The sequence below is a fragment of the Novosphingobium sp. genome (genome assembly GCF_965229225.1).
GTDB lineage: Bacteria > Pseudomonadota > Alphaproteobacteria > Sphingomonadales > Sphingomonadaceae > Novosphingobium.
In genome coordinates this window covers 4,156,367-4,174,229 of sequence record NZ_OZ245867.1, presented here as the reverse complement: position 1 = coordinate 4,174,229, position 17,863 = coordinate 4,156,367, and the positions used below count along the sequence as shown (strand labels likewise).

The window sequence follows — 17,863 nt, the reverse complement described above, 5'->3', positions numbered from 1 at the left end:
AATCTGGTCCAGATCGGTTGCAACTTTAGTTATTTTTCATAACTCATCGATGTCAGGCCGGTGATACGTAATCCGGACCGGGTTTGATCACCTGCCACTTGGCAGAGAACGGCCGCTGCGGCATGAGCAGCGCATGATCGGATTTCGCCGTCCCAAGCCCGCAACCCAGGATGCCCCTGCACTCGCCAAAGTGGGCGAGCGGGTGCGAGCGCGGCTTGAGGCTGATCCAAGCGTCTATCGCTTGCCGGTCGATGGCATAGAGATCTACGGAGTGGCGGATTTATTCACTGCGGAAGAATGCGCGCGGCTGATCGGGATGGTCGATGCAGTGGCGCGGCCCTCCCCCACCTATCATGGCAATGCCGATAGCGGACGGACGAGCTACACCGGCGATGTCGATCCCGATGATCCGTTTATCCGCATGCTGGAGCGGCGGATCGACGATCTCATGGGCATCGACCATGCGCATGGCGAGGTGATCCAGGGCCAGCGCTATGAACCGGGCCAGGAGTTCCGCGCGCACTTCGATTACTTCGATACCTCCGCCAGCTACTGGCCGACCGAGGAAGGCCGCGGCGGGCAGCGGACGTGGACGGCGATGGGCTACCTCTCGGACGTCGAGGCGGGCGGCGCGACCGAATTTCCCAGGGCACCGATTTCCGTGCCGCCGCAGAAGGGCGCGCTGCTGGTGTGGAACAACATGGGGCGCGACGGGAAGCCCAACCCGCTGACGATCCATGCCGGGCGGCCGGTGGAGCGGGGCGTCAAGTATATCGTGACGAAGTGGTACCGGGCGAGGCCGTGGTATTAGGCCGTAAACGCATAATCTGCGCCATCGGGTTTGGCGGCAAAACGGCTCAGTGCAAGGAGGAAGGGTTCTCTTTCGGCAGGGGCACTGGGAGCTTGGCCGACCAGAGCGCCCCTTGAAGGGCTCTGACCAAACAGGTACGGGCGCCGTCTTTGCCGACTTGGAGCCTGATCTGTGCGCTTGACGAAACTTCAGCTCGGGATGGTCGTCGCGTTTGCGGCAAGCCTCATGCCGATCGCGGCATTCTCGAGAGCACCCGTCCTAGCTCGCTCCGAAGAGGCAGCGATAGAATCAGCGGCAAGGCAGGAGGTTTCGTCCGGGGCGGCGGCGGGCATTGCGGTGGCGATCCTCCGCAATGAGAAGTTGGTCTTTGCGAAAGGCTTTGGACGCTCGAACATCGAGCAGGGACGCTCCGTCGACGCAAAGACCGTGTTTCGCATCGGATCATTGACGAAGCAATTTACCGCCGCCGGTGTTTTGCTGCTCGCTGAACAGGGAAAATTGAAGATCGATGACAGGCTGTCATCGTATTTGCCTGACTTTCCAAGGGCAAACGAGGTCACCTTGCGAGACCTGTTGAACCATACATCCGGCATCCACAATTTTACCGACGGACCCGTCATTGACCGGATTTCCACCAGTGGCGCGAGCGTGCACCAATTGATTGACGAGATTGCCCACCAATCTCCAACGTATGACTTCGACCCGGGCACGGGCTGGTGGTATAGCAACTCCAACTACGCGATACTTGGTGCCGTGATCGAGAAGGTTTCCGGCGTGAGCTGGCCTTCCTTCATGAAGGCCGAGATTTTTGACAAGCTCGGCATGGCGGACACGGCGGCAGACGATGCGCATGATGTCGTACCCGGCCGCGCATCGGGCTACAGCCTTGCTGGCGGGACGCCAGGTCGGTTTCGCAATGCCGACTTCACGGACATGAGCGTTCCCTTCGCCGCGGGCGCCTTGCGTTCGACCGTGATCGACGTAGCGCGCTGGCACGCCGCCTTGTTCGGCGGCAGGCTGCTGAAGGCGCAGTCCTTGAAGGAAATGCTGGCTCCCGGCCTTCTGCGGGGCGGCGCCTTGAACCAATCCGCTATCGCGTGGCCGGGCGGCAAGGCTTCGCCGCCGCCCCCGGGACTGGTTCCCGGCTTTTACGCATTCGGCCTCGATCACCACACAGAAAACGCCCGCCAGATCATCGGCCACAGCGGGTCAATCGCCGGTTTCGATTCTGACATGCAGACTTATGTCGCTGAAGGCATCACGATCATCGTCCTCACCAACACGGACGGTGCGGCCCAGCCGATTTCGGCAAAAATCGCTAGCATTCTGGTGCATTGAGGCCCGAAAACCTACAATTGAAGGCGATGTCGATCCAGCTGGATCGGCGCTTCATGTCTGGCATCTGTGGCAGGTCAGAGCCTGTCCTGACGAGGAGGCAGGATTTTCAGGACAAAATCCTGACTTACGTACTCCTCTGCTACAAACTCAGCACAACCTGACGCCGGGGGCCGGAATGGCTTCGACCTGGTTCACTCCTCCGCCGGCAGTTCCACGCCTTCCAGCGCTTCTGCGATGAGGCGCCGAGTCCCCTCGATCCCATAGAGCGCGATGAAGCTGCCCATGCGGGGGCCCTGGCTCGAGCCGAGCAGCGTTTCGTAGAGCGCCTTGAACCAATCGCGCAGCGCGCCGATGCCGTAGTGCGGGTCCTTGCCGATCTCGTAGACCATGGTCTGGAGGTCTTCGGCGCTGGCGCTGTCGTCGGTTGCGGCCAGTTCGGCGTCGAGCGCGGCGAGGGCGGCGGCCTCATTGGGTTCGGGCTTGCGGCGCTTCAGCGTCGGGGCGACGAAATCGCGGTTGTACGCCAAGGCTGACGTGACCAGCGTATCGAGCGCGGGGTGCGCGGCGGGATCAGCGTTTGCAACGTAGTTGGCGAGGTAGGACCAGACTTGCGCGCGTGTTGCCTGCGCGCCGAGCACGCCGACGAGGTTGAGCAGGAGGCCATAAGTGACGGGGAGCGTATCGCCGTCCCCGCCGTGGTAGCCATTGGCGCGCAGCAAGTGCCACACCGGGTTGCCGAGCTGCTGTTCGATAGGCTGGCTGGGGAGCTTTTCGCGGAACTGCCAGTATTCATCGACCGCGCGCGGGATGATCCCGGCGTGGAGCGACTTGGCACTCTTGGGCTCGCGGAAAAGGTAGAAGCCGAGGCTTTCCTCGCTGCCGTATTCCAGCCACTGCTCGATGGTGAGGCCGTTGCCCTTGGACTTGGAAATCTTCTCGCCGTTCTCATCGAGGAACAGCTCGTAGATCAGGCCTTCGGGGCGCTTGCCGCCAAGGACCTGCGTGATGCGGGCGGACTGGGTGACGCTGTCGGTCAGATCCTTGCCGCACATCTCGTAGTCGACGCCCAGCGCGGTCCAGCGCATGGCCCAATCGACCTTCCACTGCAGCTTGGACTTGCCGCCGAGGATCGACTGGACGACCATCTCGCCCTGATCTTCAAAGCGCACGAGGCCAGCTTCGGCATCGACGACTTCAACGGGCACTTGCAGCACTTCGCCGGTCTTTTCGCTGATCGGGAGGACGGGCGAATACGTGCGGCGGCGCTCTTCGCGCAAAGTGGGGAGCATGATGCCCATGATCGCATCGAACTTGCGCAGGACATTCTTCAGCGCATCGTCAAACGCGCCGGAGTTGTAGCGGTCGCTGGCCGAGACGAATTCGTACTCGAAGCCAAACCGGTCGAGAAAATCGCACAACATCCCGTTGTTGTGGTGCGCGAAGCTTTCGTGCGTGCCAAAGGGATCGGGGATGCGGGTGAGCGGATGACCGAGCTTCGCGGTAAGGACGGCCTTGTTGGGCACGTTGTCCGGCACCTTGCGCAACCCGTCCATGTCGTCCGAGAAGGCGATCAGGCGCGTGGGGTGGCCGCTTGTCAGCGTTTCATAAGCACGGCGGACGAGCGTGGTGCGCAGCACTTCCTGGAAGGTGCCGATATGCGGCAGGCCCGAGGGGCCGTAGCCCGTCTCGAACAGCACGGGGACGAGATCACCATTCGCATCGCGCTTGCCGCCGGGGAAGCGTTTGATGAGCTTGCGCGCTTCCTCGAACGGCCAGGCCTTGGAGGTCTGGCTGGCGGTGAAGACGTCAAGCGGTGCGGGGTTTTCTGCGTTTTCCATAGCGGGCTCCCTTTTGCGGATGCCCCACTTGAGCGCAAGGAAAAGCTTGTGCGGGCGGGCGCTGGGTCGCTACCGCATCGGGAAACAGGGTTTGGGAGACGGTATGGAATACGATGAGGTCATGCTTGGGCGCCGCAGCATCCGGGGCTACAAGCCCGATCCGGTGCCACAGAAGCTGATCGAGGAAATCCTGGCAATCGCGATGCGCGCGCCGACTTCGATGAACACGCAGCCCTGGAATTTCTACGTGATCACCGGCGAGCCGCTGGCGCGTATCCGGCGGGGCAACACCGAGCGCATTCTTGCCGGTGAGCCGGATTCGCGCGAGTTCCGCAAGGGCGAACCGTTTGCGGGCGTTCACCGCGAGCGGCAGATCGGCGTGGCGAAGCAGCTGTTTTCGGCAATGGGCATCGCGCGCGATGACGCGGCGATGCGGCAGGACTGGGTGCTGCGCGGCTTTCGCCAGTTCGATGCGCCGGTCTGCGTGATCGTGACCTATGACAAAGTGCTGCAGGGGAGCGACGACACACCGTTCGATTGCGGCGGGGTGGTCAACGCGCTGGTCAATGCCGCGTGGTCGCGCGGGCTCGGCACGGTGATCAACAGCCAGGGCATCATGCAATCGCCAGTGGTGCGCGAACATGCCGGGATCGCCGACGATCAGGTGATCATGAAAAGCATCGCGCTCGGCTGGCCGGACGAGAGCTTCCCCGCCAATGCCGTGGTTTCCGAGCGCAAGTCGGTGGCGGAGGCGGCGACGTTCGTGGGGTTCGATTGAAGCTGTAACGTCCTCCTAACCGGCGCGTGGCATTTTCGGCGACATGGAAGCACCTAACCTGCCCTCGCCCGAACTCGAATCGATCCTGCGGCGCGAACTGATGCCCGGGGAACGTCTGCTGTGGAGCGGCAGGCCGGACCCGTCGCGGCTGCGCGCCGTGTTCGCGATCTGGTTTTTTGCGGTGCCATGGACGGCTTTTGCGCTGTTCTGGGAAGCCATGGCCCTGCTGCCGTGGATGGCCAGCACGCACACGCCGCTCGGCATCCAGTGGAGCTTCGGGATCATCTTCCCGCTCTTCGGCCTGCCCTTTATCGGCATTGGCCTGACCATGTTGTGGATGCCGTTCAAGGCGCGGCGCAAGGCGGCGCAGACGATCTATGGCCTGACCGACCAGCGCTTGCTGCGCGTTTCGGCCGGCACCAAGCGTGAAAGCGCCAGCGTGCTGATCAGCCAGATGGGCCCCATCGACGTGACCGCCGATGCCGATGGCTACGGCACCCTGCGCATCCAGACCGGCACCAGCCGCGACAGCGATGGCGACCGGGTAACCGAACGTTTCGAGGTGTTCGGCGTGCCGGGGGTGAACCGGCTGGAAGGCCTGCTGCTGGAGCAGAGGGCGCGGACGGCCTGAGTTCAAGCACGCCCTCATCCGGCCCCTCCCGCAAGCGGGAGGGGTGAGAGGGTTACTTCAGCAGCGAGAGGACGTTCTGCTGGGCCTGATTGGCCTGCGCGATCATCGCGGTCGAAGCCTGGCTCAGGATCTGGGCCTTGGCCATCATCGTCGTTTCCGCCGAATAATCGGTATCGAGGATGCGGCTGCGCGCGTCCGAGAGGTTCGTCACGTTATCGGTGAGGTTGTTGATCACCGATTCGAGGCGGTTCTGGCCCGAACCGAACTCCGCGCGCGCGACGTTGATTGCGGTGAGCGAGGCATCGACGTTGTCCATGGTCGTGCCGGCCGCCGTGGCGGTGCTGACGTCGATGGCCTGCGGGCTCGTCGCCGGATCGTAAGTCGTGTTGGCGGCGCCAAACAGCTTGGTGCCGTCGATCGCCTTGCTGCGCAGGTCCACCGTGTCGGTGGTGTTGCTGCCCGTCTGGATCGAGAACGTGGCATCGTCCGAGCCATTCGCCGCAGGAGCCGCGCCGACTACGGTGAATAGTCTGGTGCCGTTGAACGTGGTTTTTTCGAGCACTTCGCTGACCTGCGAAGTGAGGTTGGCGACTTCCGACTGCATCGAGGTGCGGTCGGTGTCCGTATAGGTCGCCGACTTGGCCTGAATGGCCAGCTCGCGGATGCGCTGCAGCATTGCGGTCACTTCATTGAGCGCGCCGTCGGCGGTCTGCGCGAAGCTGATGCCGTCGTTGGCATTGCGGATCCCCTGACTCATGCCCTTGATCTGCGAGGTCATGGTGGTGGTGATCGCAAGGCCCGCGGCATCGTCCTTGGCGCCGTTGATGCGCTTGCCGGTCGAGAGCCGCTCCATCGCGACGCCCGCCATCTTCGAGGCAGAATTCGAGGCGTTCGAAGCGCGGATCGCACTGATATTGGTATTGATAACTGCCATGATTCCCATTCTCCACTATGGGCCGGAGCGTGGGGCTCCGTTCATGTCCCGAAAGGCCAGAACGGCCGAACCTTGCCGGGTTTAAGGCATGCGCCCTGCAAGCTGGTGTGAAGCCAATGGGGGAAAGCACGTAAGCCCCCGGCTTGCCCCGCTCCGGGCTTTCCTCTCTAGTGCGCGGGCGATGGCTGCCACTTCCCTCCCCGCGATCCCCGTCCCGGCGATCCACGCCAGCCATAGTGGCTGCTGGCTGCGCGACTTTGCCGGCACCCGGCCGGTGGGCAAAGGCGAGGCGATCATGGCGGCGGCCGATACGCCGCTGCTGCTGCTGAATGCGCCGCTGGTGGCGAGCAGGCTGGGCTATCCGGACCTCTCCGGGCTCGATCTGCTGGAGCTTTTCGCCTTCATCCACCCCGCGCGCTTCATGGTGCCGACGCCCAAGGGGCTGGCACAGGCGCTGAGGCTGGCAGAGCCGGCGAGCGACGACGGCGTACCCGCCCTGCTGCAGGCGGCGGCGGATGCGCTGCTCGCCGTCTGCGAGGATCCTGCCTGGCCGGAGCGCGAAGGCGCGTGGAGCGCGCTGCAATCGCTGGTGCGGCTGCGCTGGCCCTGGGCGGGGCTGCTGAGCCCCCGCGTTGCGCAGCCGCAGCGCGCCGAACGCTGGCTGTTCTCGCGCCTGCCGGAATGGGAGGAGGCGCCAGAGCGGCCACAGCCGGCGCAGATCACGCTCGATGAGGATGCGATCACAGCGCGGCTCGCCGAGCTGACCGGCAGCGGGGCGGAAGCGCGCCCGGCGCAGCAGGCCTATGCACGGGCGGCGGGCGCGATGTTTGCACCGCGCGGGCACCAGCGCCAGCCGCACATGGTGCTGGCGCAAGCGGGAACCGGGACCGGCAAGACCTTCGGCTATCTCGCACCCGCCTCCCTCTGGGCCGAGCAATCGGGCGGGACGGTGTGGGTTTCGACCTACACCAAGGCCCTGCAGCGGCAGCTGCGGCGCGAAAGCCGGGCGGCCTTCCCGCCCGAGCGCGCAGTGCAGGCCGGACGCTCCGGCCCGCCAGTGGTGGTGCGCAAGGGGCGCGAGAATTACCTCTGCCTGCTGAACCTTGAAGACGCACTGCAGGGCGGCTTTACCGGGCGGCCAGCGATCATGGCGCAATTGGTCGCGCGGTGGGCTGCCTATAGCCAGGATGGCGACATGATCGGCGGCGATCTGCCAGGCTGGCTGGGCACGCTGTTTCGCAAGCGGGGGATCACCGCGCTGACCGACCAGCGCGGCGAATGTGTCTATGCCGGGTGCCCGCATTTCCGCAAATGCTTCATCGAGCGCGCGGCGCGGGCTTCGACGGGGGCGGAACTGGTGATCGCCAACCACGCGCTGGTGATGATCAACGCCGCCCGCGCGCGCGAGCAATCGCAGCGGCCGACGCGGATCGTGTTCGACGAAGGCCACCATGTGTTCGAGGCAGCGGACAGCACCTTTGCCGCCGCGCTGACCGGCGCTGAAACGGTGGAACTGCGGCGCTGGGTGATCGGCCCCGAAGGCAGCCAGCGCGGACGCCGCCGGGGCCTCGCCGCGCGGCTCGCCGATGTCGCGAGCTATGACGACGAAGGTGCCCGCGCGATCGCCGATGCGCGCGAGGCGGCCAGCGCATTGCCGGGCGATGGCTGGCTGGCGCGGGTTGTCGAAGGCGCCCCGTTCGGTCCGATCGAGGATCTGCTGGCCGAAACGCGCGAACTGGTGCTCGCGCGTGACGAAAGCGGGGGCCAGGAAGCGGGATACGGGCTGGAGACCGAAGCGGCGCAGCTTGGCGGCAGCTTCATCGAAGTGGCAGGCCGCGCGCAGGAAGCGCTGGAAGCGCTGCGCCAGCCGCTGATGCGCCTTGCGCTGCGGCTGGAAGCCTTGATGGAGGACGGGCCGGACTGGCTCGACGGCCCGGCGCGGGCGCGGATCGAAGGGGCGCGGGGGGCAATTGGCTGGCGCACTGATCTGCTTGCCGGATGGGTCAGCCTGCTCGCACGGCTGGGCGGGCCGGGCGATCCCGAATTTGTTGACTGGCTGGCACTCGAGCGATCGGAAGGTCGCGAATGGGATATCGGCCTCCACCGGCGCTACCTCGATCCGATGAAGCCCTTTGCCGAGGCGGTGCTGGCGGGCGCGCACGGGGTGATGATGACGTCCGCCACGCTGACCGACGGCGCGGAGACCCAGAGCGGCGATTGGAGCAGCGCCGTCGCGCGCAGCGGCGCGCCGCATCTCGATGTGCGGCCGCAGGTCTTCGCGGCGGCAAGCCCGTTCGACTATGCGCGCAATGCCGAAGTGCTGATCGTGACGGACGTGCCCAAGGGCGATATCCCCGCGCTCGCCAATGCCTATGGGCGGCTGATCGAGGCTTCGGGCGGCGGCGCGCTGGGGCTGTTCACCGCGATCCGGCGGCTGCGCGCAGTCTATGGCCGGATTGCCGACCGGCTGGCGCGCGGGGGGCTGCCGCTGTTTGCCCAGCATGTCGATCCGATCGATACGGGCACGCTGGTGGACATCTTCCGCGATGATCCGCGTGCCTCGCTGCTCGGCACCGATGCCTTGCGCGACGGGGTGGACGTGCCGGGTCATTCGCTGCGCCTTGTCGTGATGGAGCAAGTGCCCTGGCCCAAGCCCTCGATCCTCCACCGCGCGCGGCGGCTGGCCCATGCGGAGAAATTCGGCGGCGATCAGCGTGGTGGGGGGCAGGCGCATGACGACCGCATCATCCGCGCGCGGCTGGCGCAGGCGTTCGGCCGGCTGATCCGCACCGGAACGGACCGGGGGCATTTCGTGGTGCTCTCCTCCGCCTTTCCCTCGCGCCTCCTCTCCGCCTTTCCAGCAGGCACACCGGTGCGCCGCGTGACGCTTGATGCGGCTTTACAAAGCGTGGCGGGCCGTGTTTCAGAGAGCGCCGCAGCACCTGCGCCGACCAGCCCGATTGACGAGACCCGCCTTTGAAAACCCTGGCTCTTCTGCGCCACGCGAAGTCCGATTGGTCCGATGCGCGGGCGCGAGATTTCGACCGGCCCCTGAATGCGCGCGGGGTGCGCGGGGCGCAGGCGATGGGGCACTATATCAAGAGCACCTGCCTGCGCTTTGATCGCATCATCGCCTCGCCCGCCGTGCGCGTGGCCGAGACGATCGAGGAAGCGAGCAAGGCCTGGGGCCACACCTTTCCGGTCGAATGGGACCGGCGCATCTACCTGGCGAGTTCGGCCACACTGATCGATCTGCTGCGCGAACTTTCGGGCGAGCCGGCCAGCGTGCTGATGATCGGCCACAACCCCGGCCTGGAAGACCTGATCTTCGACCTCGTGCCCGACGATGGCACGAGCCCGCTGCGCGAGGAAGTCGAAGTGAAGTTCCCCACCGCGACCTTTGCGGTGATGGAGCTGAACATCGACCGCTGGGCCGATCTGGAGGAACACTGCGGGCGGCTGATTTCGATGAAGCGGCCGCGCGATCTTGATCCGGACCTGGGGCCGACGCTCAACGATTGAGGTGGTGCTGGATTCTGTTTCTCGCAGAGACGCCAAGGGAAAGAAGAGCGCAGAGAGCTGATCGGGGCGGCGAAGCGGCACCAAATCGACCTCACGGCGGCAGGTGCAAGCATCGAAAAAGCAGGAGCCCTTTGCTTGGCGCATCATCTTTGCGCGCTCTGTTTCCTCGGCGTCTCTGCGAGAAACGCTCTACTTTCTTTGAGCCCTCAATCCTCCAGCGCCGCGGCCAGCCCGCCCCGGATCGTTTCGAGGTGGCGGCGCAGGACGCGAAGGGCGGAGATGATTTCGTCTTCAGCCGGCATGGTGCCAGCGCTCGTCGCAGGCTCGGAAACCGGCGCGGGCGCAACTGCAGGCTTGGCGCCGCCCTTCCCCGAAAGCGCCTGCAGCGCGCCGCGGATCGTGTAGCCTTCGCGGTGGAGGAGCTGGTCGATCCGCGCGACGAGCGCGACGTCTTCAGGGCGATAGTAGCGACGGCCACCCGCACGGGTCAGCGGGCGGAGCATCGGGAACTGTTCTTCCCAGTAGCGCAGCACATGTTGCTTGAGGCCGAGTGCCTTCGCTACCTCGCCAATCGTGCGCAGGGCATCGGGCGCCTTGCCGTCCTGGAACGCAGGAGCGGTGTTTGGCGCGGAACCCGGGGAATCAACTGCTGGCAGCAATCCGGTCCTTCAGCATCTGACTGGCGCGGAACGTCATGACGCGGCGCGGGGTGATGGGCACTTCGACACCGGTCTTGGGATTGCGACCGACGCGTTCGGCCTTGTCTCGTAACAGAAATGTTCCAAAACCGGAAATCTTTACATTCTCGCCCTCAGCGAGCGCCTCGCACATGTGGTCGAGAATGGACTCGACCATGCCGAGCGAATCCGCCCGAGACAGGCCGACACGGCGATTAATGCTCTCTGCAAGATCAGCGCGAGTAAGAGTCCCCACCGAACGCATCCCCGATTCCCCCGATAAAAAAGCGACAAGCTGACTTGACACCATACAGTGTCCGCCGCGCTTTACAATCCGCTTTCCACACTATTTTATCGGCCAATGCATTGGTCCGCAACGAAAACTGTAGGGCCACAGCTTCCACTTTGGCTGAATCAGACGCGGACGAGGCTCGCTCCCCACGTAAATCCGCCGCCCATCGCCTCGAACATGACGAGATCGCCGGGCTTGATCCGGCCGTCACGCACGGCAGTATCAAAGGCCAGCGGCACCGAGGCGGCGCTGGTATTGGCGTGGCGATCGACCGTGATGATCACCTTTTCCTCCGGCAGACCGAGCTTGCGCGCGGTGGCATCGAGAATGCGAGCATTGGCCTGATGCGGCACGACCCAATCGATATCATCCGCCTTGTAACCGCTCGCCACGAGCACTTCCTCGAGCACCGCGGCGAGGTTCACCACGGCATGGCGGAACACTTCGCGGCCCTTCATGCGCAGCTTGCCGATCGTGCCGGTGGTGGAAGGACCGCCATCCATGTGCAGCAGATCGCCATGCGCGCCATCGGCATGAAGGCGGGTGGCGAGAATGCCGGGTGCCATGGGGTCGCTTTCATCCACGTCCACGGCTTCGAGCACGACTGCGCCTGCGCCATCGCCGAAGAGCACGCAGGTCGTGCGATCGTCCCAATCGAGCAGGCGGCTCATGGTTTCGGCGCCGATCACCAGCGCGCGCTTAGCCGCGCCGGTGCGCAGCAGCGCATCGGCGGTGGCGAAGGCGTAGAGGAAGCCGGAGCAGACGGCCGCCACATCGAACGCAATGCCGCCGCGGCAGCCGAGCGCGTTCTGCACAATGGTCGCAGTCGCCGGGAAGGTCTGGTCAGGGCTGCAGGTGCCAAGCACGATCAGATCGATCGAGGTGGCATCGATGCCGGCAGCTTCGATCGCCTTGCGGCAGGCCTCGGTAGCGAGGGTGGCGGTAGTCTCGCCCTCCCCCGCGATGTGGCGGTTGCGGATGCCGGTACGCTCGACGATCCATTCGTCGGTCGTCTCGACCATCGTCGCCATTTCAGCGTTCGACACGGCGCGCACCGGCAGCGCCGAGCCGCTGCCACGAATGACTGAACGCAACGTCATGCCGGTGCCCCCGGCGTTTCAGGCGCAGTCCGCACGCGGGTTGTCGCGCCGCGCATGGCTTCCTGCCCGGCCTGGGCAAGGTCCGCCGCAATCCGCTCGGTCAACCGTTCGGACAGGAGGCGCGCGGTGACCGCGACCGCATGGGCAACGCCCAGCGCAGATGCACTGCCATGGCTTTTCACGACGACACCATTGAGACCAAGGAACACCGCGCCATTGTGATTGTTGGGATCGAGATGATGCTTGAGCAGCTCGGTCGCCGGTTTGGAAATCAGGAAGCCGAACTTCGAGCGCAGCGAGCTGGAAAAGCTGCGGCGCAGGAGATCGGCGACGAAGCGCGCCGCGCCTTCCATCGCCTTGAGCGCGATATTGCCGGTGAAGCCGTCGGTCACCACCACATCGACATCGCCGCGCGAAAGCTTGTCTGCTTCGGTGAAGCCATCGAAGCGAAAGGCGAGTGCCTCACCCGCCTGCTTGAGCATTGCGGCGGCATCGCGCAGTTCGTCGGTGCCCTTGATTTCTTCGGTGCCGATGTTGAGCAGGCGCACACGCGGTTCGGCCAGGCCGTGGACGATCCGGGCATAAGCCGAACCCATGATGGCGAACTGCACGAGATTGCGGGCATCGCAATCGGTGTTGGCACCGAGATCGAGCATCACGAGATCGTGGTCGCCCAACGTTGGGAGCAGCGCGGCCAGCGCGGGCCGGTCGATCCCCGGCATCGTACGCAGCGCGACTTTCGACATGGCCATGAGCGCGCCGGTGTTGCCCGCACTGACAGCGGCGCCGGCGCTGCCGCTCTTCACCGCCTCGATCGCAAGGCCCATCGACGTGGTGCGCGCGCGGCGGAGCGCTTGTGTCGGCTTTTCATCGCCGGCAACGACATCGGGTGCGTGGAGGATTTCGGAAGCGGCACGCAAGTTCGGGTGCGCTTCGAGCGCCTGCTTGATGGCGGTTTCATCGCCCACCAGCAGGAACTTGAACTGATCGTGCTGGCGACGCGCGAGTGCGGCGCCCTCGATCATGACGCGCACGCCCACATCGCCGCCCATCGCATCGACGGCGATACGCGGCAAAGCCATAATGCGGCTGTCTCCCCCCTCAGCCGAAATCAGAGGCCGACGGCGATGATCTCGCGGCCGTTGTAGTGCCCGCAAGCACCGCACAGCATGTGAGGGCGCTTGAGCTCACCACAATTGGAGCACTCATGGAAGGCATCAACCTTCAGCGCATCATGGCTACGACGCATGCCCCGGCGGGAGGGCGAGGTCTTTCTTTTGGGGACGGCCATCGCGGCACCTGTTCCTGATCTTGAATTCGTCTACGGGCAAGCGCGATAGGCAAATCCGAACCAGCGCACAACCCCTGTTGGGGCGCCTTTTGGGTGGCGGCCCGACTGAAGATCGGCAGCAAGCTGGAATCGCCAATCGCGGGCGAAGGCGCGCCTATACGGATTTTTGGATGCTTTGCAAGCTCCGGGCCGCTAGGAGGACCGCGGGGTGTAACAACAATACCAAAGGGGAGATAACCTGATCATGACATTGCCCATCACGTTGCCAATCACTCTCGCCGCCGTCGCAGCGGCCGCGCTTATCAACATCTGGCTCTCGATCCGCTGCGGCCAGGTGCGCACAGCCGAGAAGGTCTCGGTCGGCGATGGCGGCAACGACAAGCTGATCCGCCGCATGCGCGCGCATGCCAATTTCAACGAGAACACCCCGCTCGTGCTGGTGTTGATCGCCGCGCTCGAATTTGCGCACCCGGCGAGCACGCCGCTTGCCGCCGTCGCGGGTGTGTTCATGCTTGGCCGCGTGGCGCACGGGCTTGGCATGGACGGGGGCAGCTTCGGCATCGGCCGCATGATCGGCACGGTAATCACGCTGCTCACCCAGCTTGGCCTTGCCGTGTGGGCGATCATGAGCGCCTTGGCATAAAGCCTACTGCATCAGATTGTAGTCGCTGACAAAGCTGTTGGTCTGACGTTCCCGGCCGAAGGTGCTGTTCGGCCCATGGCCGGGAACGAACATGATATCATTGCCGAGCGGCCATAGCTTCTCGGTGATCGAGGCGATCAGTTCCGCATGGTTGCCCATGGGAAAATCGGTGCGCCCGATCGAGCCCTGGAAGATGACGTCGCCCACCACCGCAAAGCGCGATGGCTGATGGACGAAAACCACATGGCCGGGCGTGTGGCCCGGGCAATGGATCACATCGAGTTCAACCTCGCCCACCGTCACCGTGTCGCCGTCGGTGAGCCAGCGGTCGGGCTCGAACACTTCGCCGCGGATGCCCCAGCGCTTGCCGTCTTCATCGAGCCGCGCAATCCAGAAGCGGTCCGCCTCGTGCGGGCCCTCGATCGGCACTCCGAGTTCCTTGGCGAGCACGCCGGTGATGCCGCAGTGATCGATATGGCCGTGGGTGACGAGCAGCTTCTCGATCGTGACGCCCGACTTTTCGATTGCCGCGCGCAGCCGCTCGATATCGCCGCCGGCATCGATGAACGCGCCGCGCATGGTCTTGGTGCACCAGATCAGCGTGCAGTTCTGCTGGAGCGGGGTGACGGGAATGATGGCGGCCTTGAGCGGCTGTTCGGTCGTTTCGGTCATGGGCTTCAAAGTGGCGGCTACCACGCGCCAAAGCAAGAGGCGGGTCGGAGGGGTAAAAATCCTAGATGCGCCCGCCCTTCCACACCACGCGGCCAAGCACGGCGACTTCGGTGCGGGGGCGCTCCACGCGTGGGTAGGCGGGATTGTCGCTGATGATCTGGACCGTGCCTGCAGAGCCCGGCTCAAGCCGCTTTACCAGCAGAACATCGTCGAGCCGGATCACATGGAGCCCGCTGCGCAAGGGGCGCGGTGAGCGGTCGACGAGGATCTCGTCGCCATCGCGCAAGGTGGGCTCCATCGAATCGCCCTCGACCTCGATCACACTGAGCATGACCGGCTCCAGCCCCTGCTGGCGCAGCCAGCGGCCCGAGAAGCGCAGGCGGTCAACCGGCGCGGCATCGAGCGCCAGCGTGCCCGGCCCGGCGGAGGCGCCGAGTGGCAGGCGCGGGATATCGGCCCAATCGGCGGTGCGGGCAGGCTGCCCTGCCCCCACCGTGAGCACGGTTTCGCGCGGCGGCGCGCCGAGTTCAGCCTCATCGACGCCGAAGAATTCGGCGAGGGTGCGGCGGTCGTTTTCCTCCAGCTTGCGCGGAGATCCCTTGCGCACGAACTGCTGGAGATAGGCAGCATTGCGGCCAAGCAGGCCCGAGAGCGCCGAAAGGCTCACCCCCCGCTCCGCCGCCAGCGCGATGAGGCGCGCACGGGCGGGGTCCATCGGGGTTTCACCGGATTGCTGCGTCTCGAATCGGGAATTCATGGCCTAGCTCCATATTCGAAGGATTTTTCCTAGACCTGTAGGATTAACACGTCAACATAAGAAAAATCTTACATCGAGTCGTCACGGAGGTTCAGCCATGCTGATCAGGAAGATCGAACGGTTCCTTTCCCACCATGGCATGCCGCGCACGCGCTTCGGCCGCCTCGCCGCGCACGACCCGCGTTTTGTCGACGACTTGCGCAATGGCCGCGAACCCCGTCCCGCGACAGAAGCACGTGTAGAACATTTCATGAACACTTATCGGAGCGCCCGCCATGTGGCTTGATCATCTTTTTCCCACCCTGCCCCTCGAGCGCAAATCGGAAGGAGAAGGCAGGCCGCATCCGCGTGTACGGATCAGCCCGGGCGAGCGGCTTCTGCGCGCCGTGTTGGCACTGGCAGGGCCGCACGCGGAGCTGATGGAGCACAGCGAAGCGCCCTGGGCGAGCGTGACCTTCGCCGGCACGCGCCACACCATCATGCTGCGCTACGAAGGCTGGGAGGCTTGCGATGCAGCCGAAGAGCTCATGGCGCAATTGCCCGAGCACGAGTTCACGATTCCGCGCACGCTGGTGGCCGATGCGGCGGTGGTGCGGCTCGATCAGGTGCTGCTGCCCGAACCGTGCATGACGGTGGAACTGGGGCTTCTGCTGCTGGACGATGCGTGAGCGGAAAGCTCACTCCCCTTCAAGGAGACAGCATTGCTCGAAGGCACCTACTAACGGCCCTGCTTGCAGATGCACCCCAAAGCGATCCTGATTTGCACAACCCGAGGCATAATCATCCAACGTAATTCAAAACACGCGTTCGACAACTACATTCGGACTGGCGAACGCCTGACCGACGACGATTGGCAATCGCGCTTCGAACGCAAATTCAATCACAATCACGATCCGGGCAATGGCCGCTTCACTTTCGGCCCGGACGGGCCAAAATCTTCCCCGGCCGCGGGCCGGCGAACGGCCACCGTTCTGCAGGAAGCAGCCGGCCGGACGCCGCGCGTAAGGCCGATTGTCGGATTTCCCGAGACCGGCAGGGATACCTGGCGCAAGGCTCATGACGCGATATTTGAAAGAGTTGCGGATCAATTCAATACTGAGAATGGCCTGAAGCCGGGCGATGCTAGGTATATGGACCCGCAACTGATGAAAGCTTGGGCCATGGTGGAAAGTGGAGGAAGCAAGGACGCGTTCTTGTCTGATCCGTTTCAGGTGAATAACATAGGCGACTGGGAAGACTCAAAATTGAGACTGGGGTTGGAAAAGGGCAAAAAACCCGGCCCGGCGCTTAGCGCTCACGCGGCTTTACGTTGGCTTGACAAAAAAGGCCACAACACCATTGTTTACAAAAATGGCGCAAAAACCACCGTGTATAGAGGATTTACATATACGCTGTACAACTACAATGGTCGAAACAAAATTGACTCCAATGGTAATCCGCACAAATATAATTACGTCTACGAGATTTATTTACTGTATTATAGGCAGTATTTTTCTTAGTAAAAAAAATGTCACACTTTTTTTATTCTTTTGCTTACTTATTTTTGGAATCTCGCCAGTTTTTGCAAAAATTCCAAAAATTATGGATGAAAAATACTTATATAAAGAATTAAAAAATAGCCAATTTTCAAACGCTTTAACATCTGGAACCACACTGAAAATTCTATACATTAGAAACAATAACGCAATTGCGTATTATGTTAATATAGGACCGGAAACAGGTCACCAGAACGACGGAATTATTGTTTTTATTAATAGAAAATACCATCATAATTATTATGTAAATTGGCCCTGTGATTGCAAAATCAAACATGAAGAGTTGCTCTGCCAGAATAATGATTTTCCTGACATAATTGAACATATTAGCCTTGCTGATTTGTTTTCAGGAAAAGAATTACTCATTGGCGGAGGCGTTGAGCGACCTTGGCGCGGCTCGCATCAAATCTACAAATGAGCGAATGTATGGCCCGCCTCAGTCAGTTATGTTTGAGTGATCACGCCTACTACCTGTGCTTCATGCTTCCAACTTTGACCGCCATCAGCTGCGGCGCGGTCTTCGCCCCCACCCACAGGCTCATATCCACCGCGTTGCTCACCTTGAACGGCGTGCCGGACTTGCCGAGGAACAGCGCTTCCATCTCCTGCCGGTTGAACGGGCGCGAGCCGAGGCGGCGGGCAATCGCGACTCCGCGCGGTTCGCCGATCACGCGCCAGGCACGGCTGTGCGCGCCGGTGGGGGAGCTTTCCTCCTGCCAGCGCAGGAGTTCATCCTGACGGATCGGGGTGCCGCTGGCAACGCTGCGGCCATGGCAGGTCGAGCCGGCGCAGCTTGCCACGCCCATGTGTGTGCGCGCCGTGCCGCCATCGGAGACGGTCTGCGCCTTGAGCGGTGCGGGATGCAGCGCGAGCGCCGCGCCCAACGCAAGCAACGCGAGCGCCAGACATGCCAAGCCTGCCATGAACGGGGCTCTCAGCCCACCGCGAAGGGCAGCCTCGAGCGGCCGCGCCAGTGTCGAACGCCCCCCATTGCCCCGCGTTCCCTGCGCCCGGCGCTCAGTGCGGAGGCACCATTGCGGCTCT

General features: G+C 63.5%; 21 protein-coding genes. 11 read left to right on the top strand and 10 right to left on the bottom strand.

Annotated features, from left to right (window positions below; genetic code table 11):
• Positions 1-133: 133 nt before the first annotated feature.
• Together ACO06X_RS19595 and ACO06X_RS19590 are read left to right on the top strand one after the other, a co-directional pair.
• The gene (locus ACO06X_RS19595; protein WP_421837800.1) at positions 134-811 is read left to right on the top strand and encodes a prolyl hydroxylase family protein; all 678 of its coding nucleotides are present in this window, start codon (positions 134-136) and stop codon (positions 809-811) included.
• A 177-nt stretch (positions 812-988) separates the two neighbouring features.
• Positions 989-2,149 (top strand): serine hydrolase domain-containing protein, encoded by a 1,161-nt coding sequence (locus ACO06X_RS19590; protein ID WP_421837799.1) that lies wholly within the window; start codon positions 989-991, stop codon positions 2,147-2,149.
• A 191-nt stretch (positions 2,150-2,340) separates the two neighbouring features.
• Here ACO06X_RS19590 and ACO06X_RS19585 read toward each other — a convergent pair whose 3' ends face one another.
• Positions 2,341-3,987 (bottom strand): lysine--tRNA ligase, encoded by a 1,647-nt coding sequence (locus ACO06X_RS19585; RefSeq protein WP_421837798.1) that lies wholly within the window; start codon positions 3,985-3,987, stop codon positions 2,341-2,343.
• A gap of 103 nt (positions 3,988-4,090) precedes the next feature.
• On the opposite strand from ACO06X_RS19585, the gene ACO06X_RS19580 reads away from it, so the two are divergent.
• Complete coding sequence (locus ACO06X_RS19580; protein ID WP_421837797.1) at positions 4,091-4,765, top strand: nitroreductase; 675 nt, start codon at positions 4,091-4,093, stop codon at positions 4,763-4,765.
• 43 nt (positions 4,766-4,808) lie between these two features.
• Positions 4,809-5,396 carry a hypothetical protein gene (locus ACO06X_RS19575; RefSeq protein WP_421837796.1) on the top strand — a complete coding sequence of 196 codons (588 nt, stop codon included), beginning with the start codon at positions 4,809-4,811 and terminating at the stop codon, positions 5,394-5,396.
• Between the two features lie 52 nt (positions 5,397-5,448).
• On the opposite strand, the gene ACO06X_RS19570 is transcribed toward ACO06X_RS19575, so the two are convergent.
• Entirely contained in the window at positions 5,449-6,330 is an 882-nt protein-coding gene (locus ACO06X_RS19570) for a flagellin (protein WP_421837795.1), read from the bottom strand.
• A 181-nt stretch (positions 6,331-6,511) separates the two neighbouring features.
• Here ACO06X_RS19570 and ACO06X_RS19565 point away from each other — a divergent pair, with 181 nt between their 5' ends.
• Entirely contained in the window at positions 6,512-9,310 is a 2,799-nt protein-coding gene (locus ACO06X_RS19565) for an ATP-dependent DNA helicase (protein ID WP_421837794.1), read from the top strand.
• Entirely contained in the window at positions 9,307-9,852 is a 546-nt protein-coding gene (locus ACO06X_RS19560) for a SixA phosphatase family protein (protein ID WP_421837793.1), read from the top strand. The genes ACO06X_RS19565 and ACO06X_RS19560 overlap by 4 nt, the downstream gene beginning before the upstream one ends.
• A gap of 206 nt (positions 9,853-10,058) precedes the next feature.
• Here the strand turns inward: ACO06X_RS19560 and ACO06X_RS19555 are convergent, their stop codons facing one another.
• From ACO06X_RS19555 to rpmF, 5 genes are all read right to left on the bottom strand, one after another.
• On the bottom strand, positions 10,059-10,508 hold the full coding sequence (locus tag ACO06X_RS19555; RefSeq protein ID WP_421839955.1) for a MerR family transcriptional regulator: 450 nt from the start codon (positions 10,506-10,508) through the stop codon (positions 10,059-10,061).
• Positions 10,495-10,794, bottom strand: a complete 300-nt coding sequence (locus tag ACO06X_RS19550; RefSeq protein WP_147159236.1) for an integration host factor subunit alpha — start codon at positions 10,792-10,794, stop codon at positions 10,495-10,497. The genes ACO06X_RS19555 and ACO06X_RS19550 overlap by 14 nt, the downstream gene beginning before the upstream one ends.
• A gap of 149 nt (positions 10,795-10,943) precedes the next feature.
• Positions 10,944-11,921, bottom strand: a complete 978-nt coding sequence (locus tag ACO06X_RS19545) for a beta-ketoacyl-ACP synthase III (RefSeq protein ID WP_421837792.1) — start codon at positions 11,919-11,921, stop codon at positions 10,944-10,946.
• Entirely contained in the window at positions 11,918-13,003 is a 1,086-nt protein-coding gene (plsX, locus tag ACO06X_RS19540) for a phosphate acyltransferase PlsX (protein ID WP_421837791.1), read from the bottom strand. Before plsX ends, ACO06X_RS19545 begins: the two co-directional genes overlap by 4 nt.
• 29 nt (positions 13,004-13,032) lie before the next feature.
• Entirely contained in the window at positions 13,033-13,212 is a 180-nt protein-coding gene (gene rpmF, locus ACO06X_RS19535) for a 50S ribosomal protein L32 (protein WP_292930218.1), read from the bottom strand.
• Positions 13,213-13,456: 244 nt separating this feature from the next.
• Between rpmF and ACO06X_RS19530 the strand changes: the two genes are divergently transcribed.
• On the top strand, positions 13,457-13,855 hold the full coding sequence (locus ACO06X_RS19530; protein ID WP_421837790.1) for an MAPEG family protein: 399 nt from the start codon (positions 13,457-13,459) through the stop codon (positions 13,853-13,855).
• A gap of 3 nt (positions 13,856-13,858) precedes the next feature.
• Here the strand turns inward: ACO06X_RS19530 and ACO06X_RS19525 are convergent, their stop codons facing one another.
• On the bottom strand, positions 13,859-14,527 hold the full coding sequence (locus ACO06X_RS19525; RefSeq protein WP_421837789.1) for an MBL fold metallo-hydrolase: 669 nt from the start codon (positions 14,525-14,527) through the stop codon (positions 13,859-13,861).
• 61 nt (positions 14,528-14,588) lie between these two features.
• Positions 14,589-15,284, bottom strand: a complete 696-nt coding sequence (locus ACO06X_RS19520; RefSeq protein ID WP_421837788.1) for a S24 family peptidase — start codon at positions 15,282-15,284, stop codon at positions 14,589-14,591.
• A gap of 97 nt (positions 15,285-15,381) precedes the next feature.
• Here ACO06X_RS19520 and ACO06X_RS19515 point away from each other — a divergent pair, with 97 nt between their 5' ends.
• The 4 genes from ACO06X_RS19515 to ACO06X_RS19500 all read left to right on the top strand — a co-directional run bounded on the left by ACO06X_RS19515 (position 15,382) and on the right by ACO06X_RS19500 (position 17,237).
• Positions 15,382-15,570 (top strand): hypothetical protein, encoded by a 189-nt coding sequence (locus tag ACO06X_RS19515; RefSeq protein WP_298171769.1) that lies wholly within the window; start codon positions 15,382-15,384, stop codon positions 15,568-15,570.
• The gene (locus ACO06X_RS19510; RefSeq protein ID WP_421837787.1) at positions 15,560-15,952 is read left to right on the top strand and encodes a hypothetical protein; all 393 of its coding nucleotides are present in this window, start codon (positions 15,560-15,562) and stop codon (positions 15,950-15,952) included. Before ACO06X_RS19515 ends, ACO06X_RS19510 begins: the two co-directional genes overlap by 11 nt.
• Positions 15,953-16,021: 69 nt before the next feature.
• Complete coding sequence (locus ACO06X_RS19505) at positions 16,022-16,783, top strand: hypothetical protein (RefSeq protein WP_421837786.1); 762 nt, start codon at positions 16,022-16,024, stop codon at positions 16,781-16,783.
• An 82-nt stretch (positions 16,784-16,865) separates the two neighbouring features.
• Positions 16,866-17,237: a hypothetical protein gene (locus ACO06X_RS19500; protein WP_421837785.1), complete on the top strand. Its 372-nt coding sequence runs from the start codon at positions 16,866-16,868 to the stop codon at positions 17,235-17,237.
• Between the two features lie 49 nt (positions 17,238-17,286).
• On the opposite strand, the gene ACO06X_RS19495 is transcribed toward ACO06X_RS19500, so the two are convergent.
• Positions 17,287-17,742: a hypothetical protein gene (locus ACO06X_RS19495; protein ID WP_421837784.1), complete on the bottom strand. Its 456-nt coding sequence runs from the start codon at positions 17,740-17,742 to the stop codon at positions 17,287-17,289.
• Between the last annotated feature and the right edge of the window lie 121 nt (positions 17,743-17,863).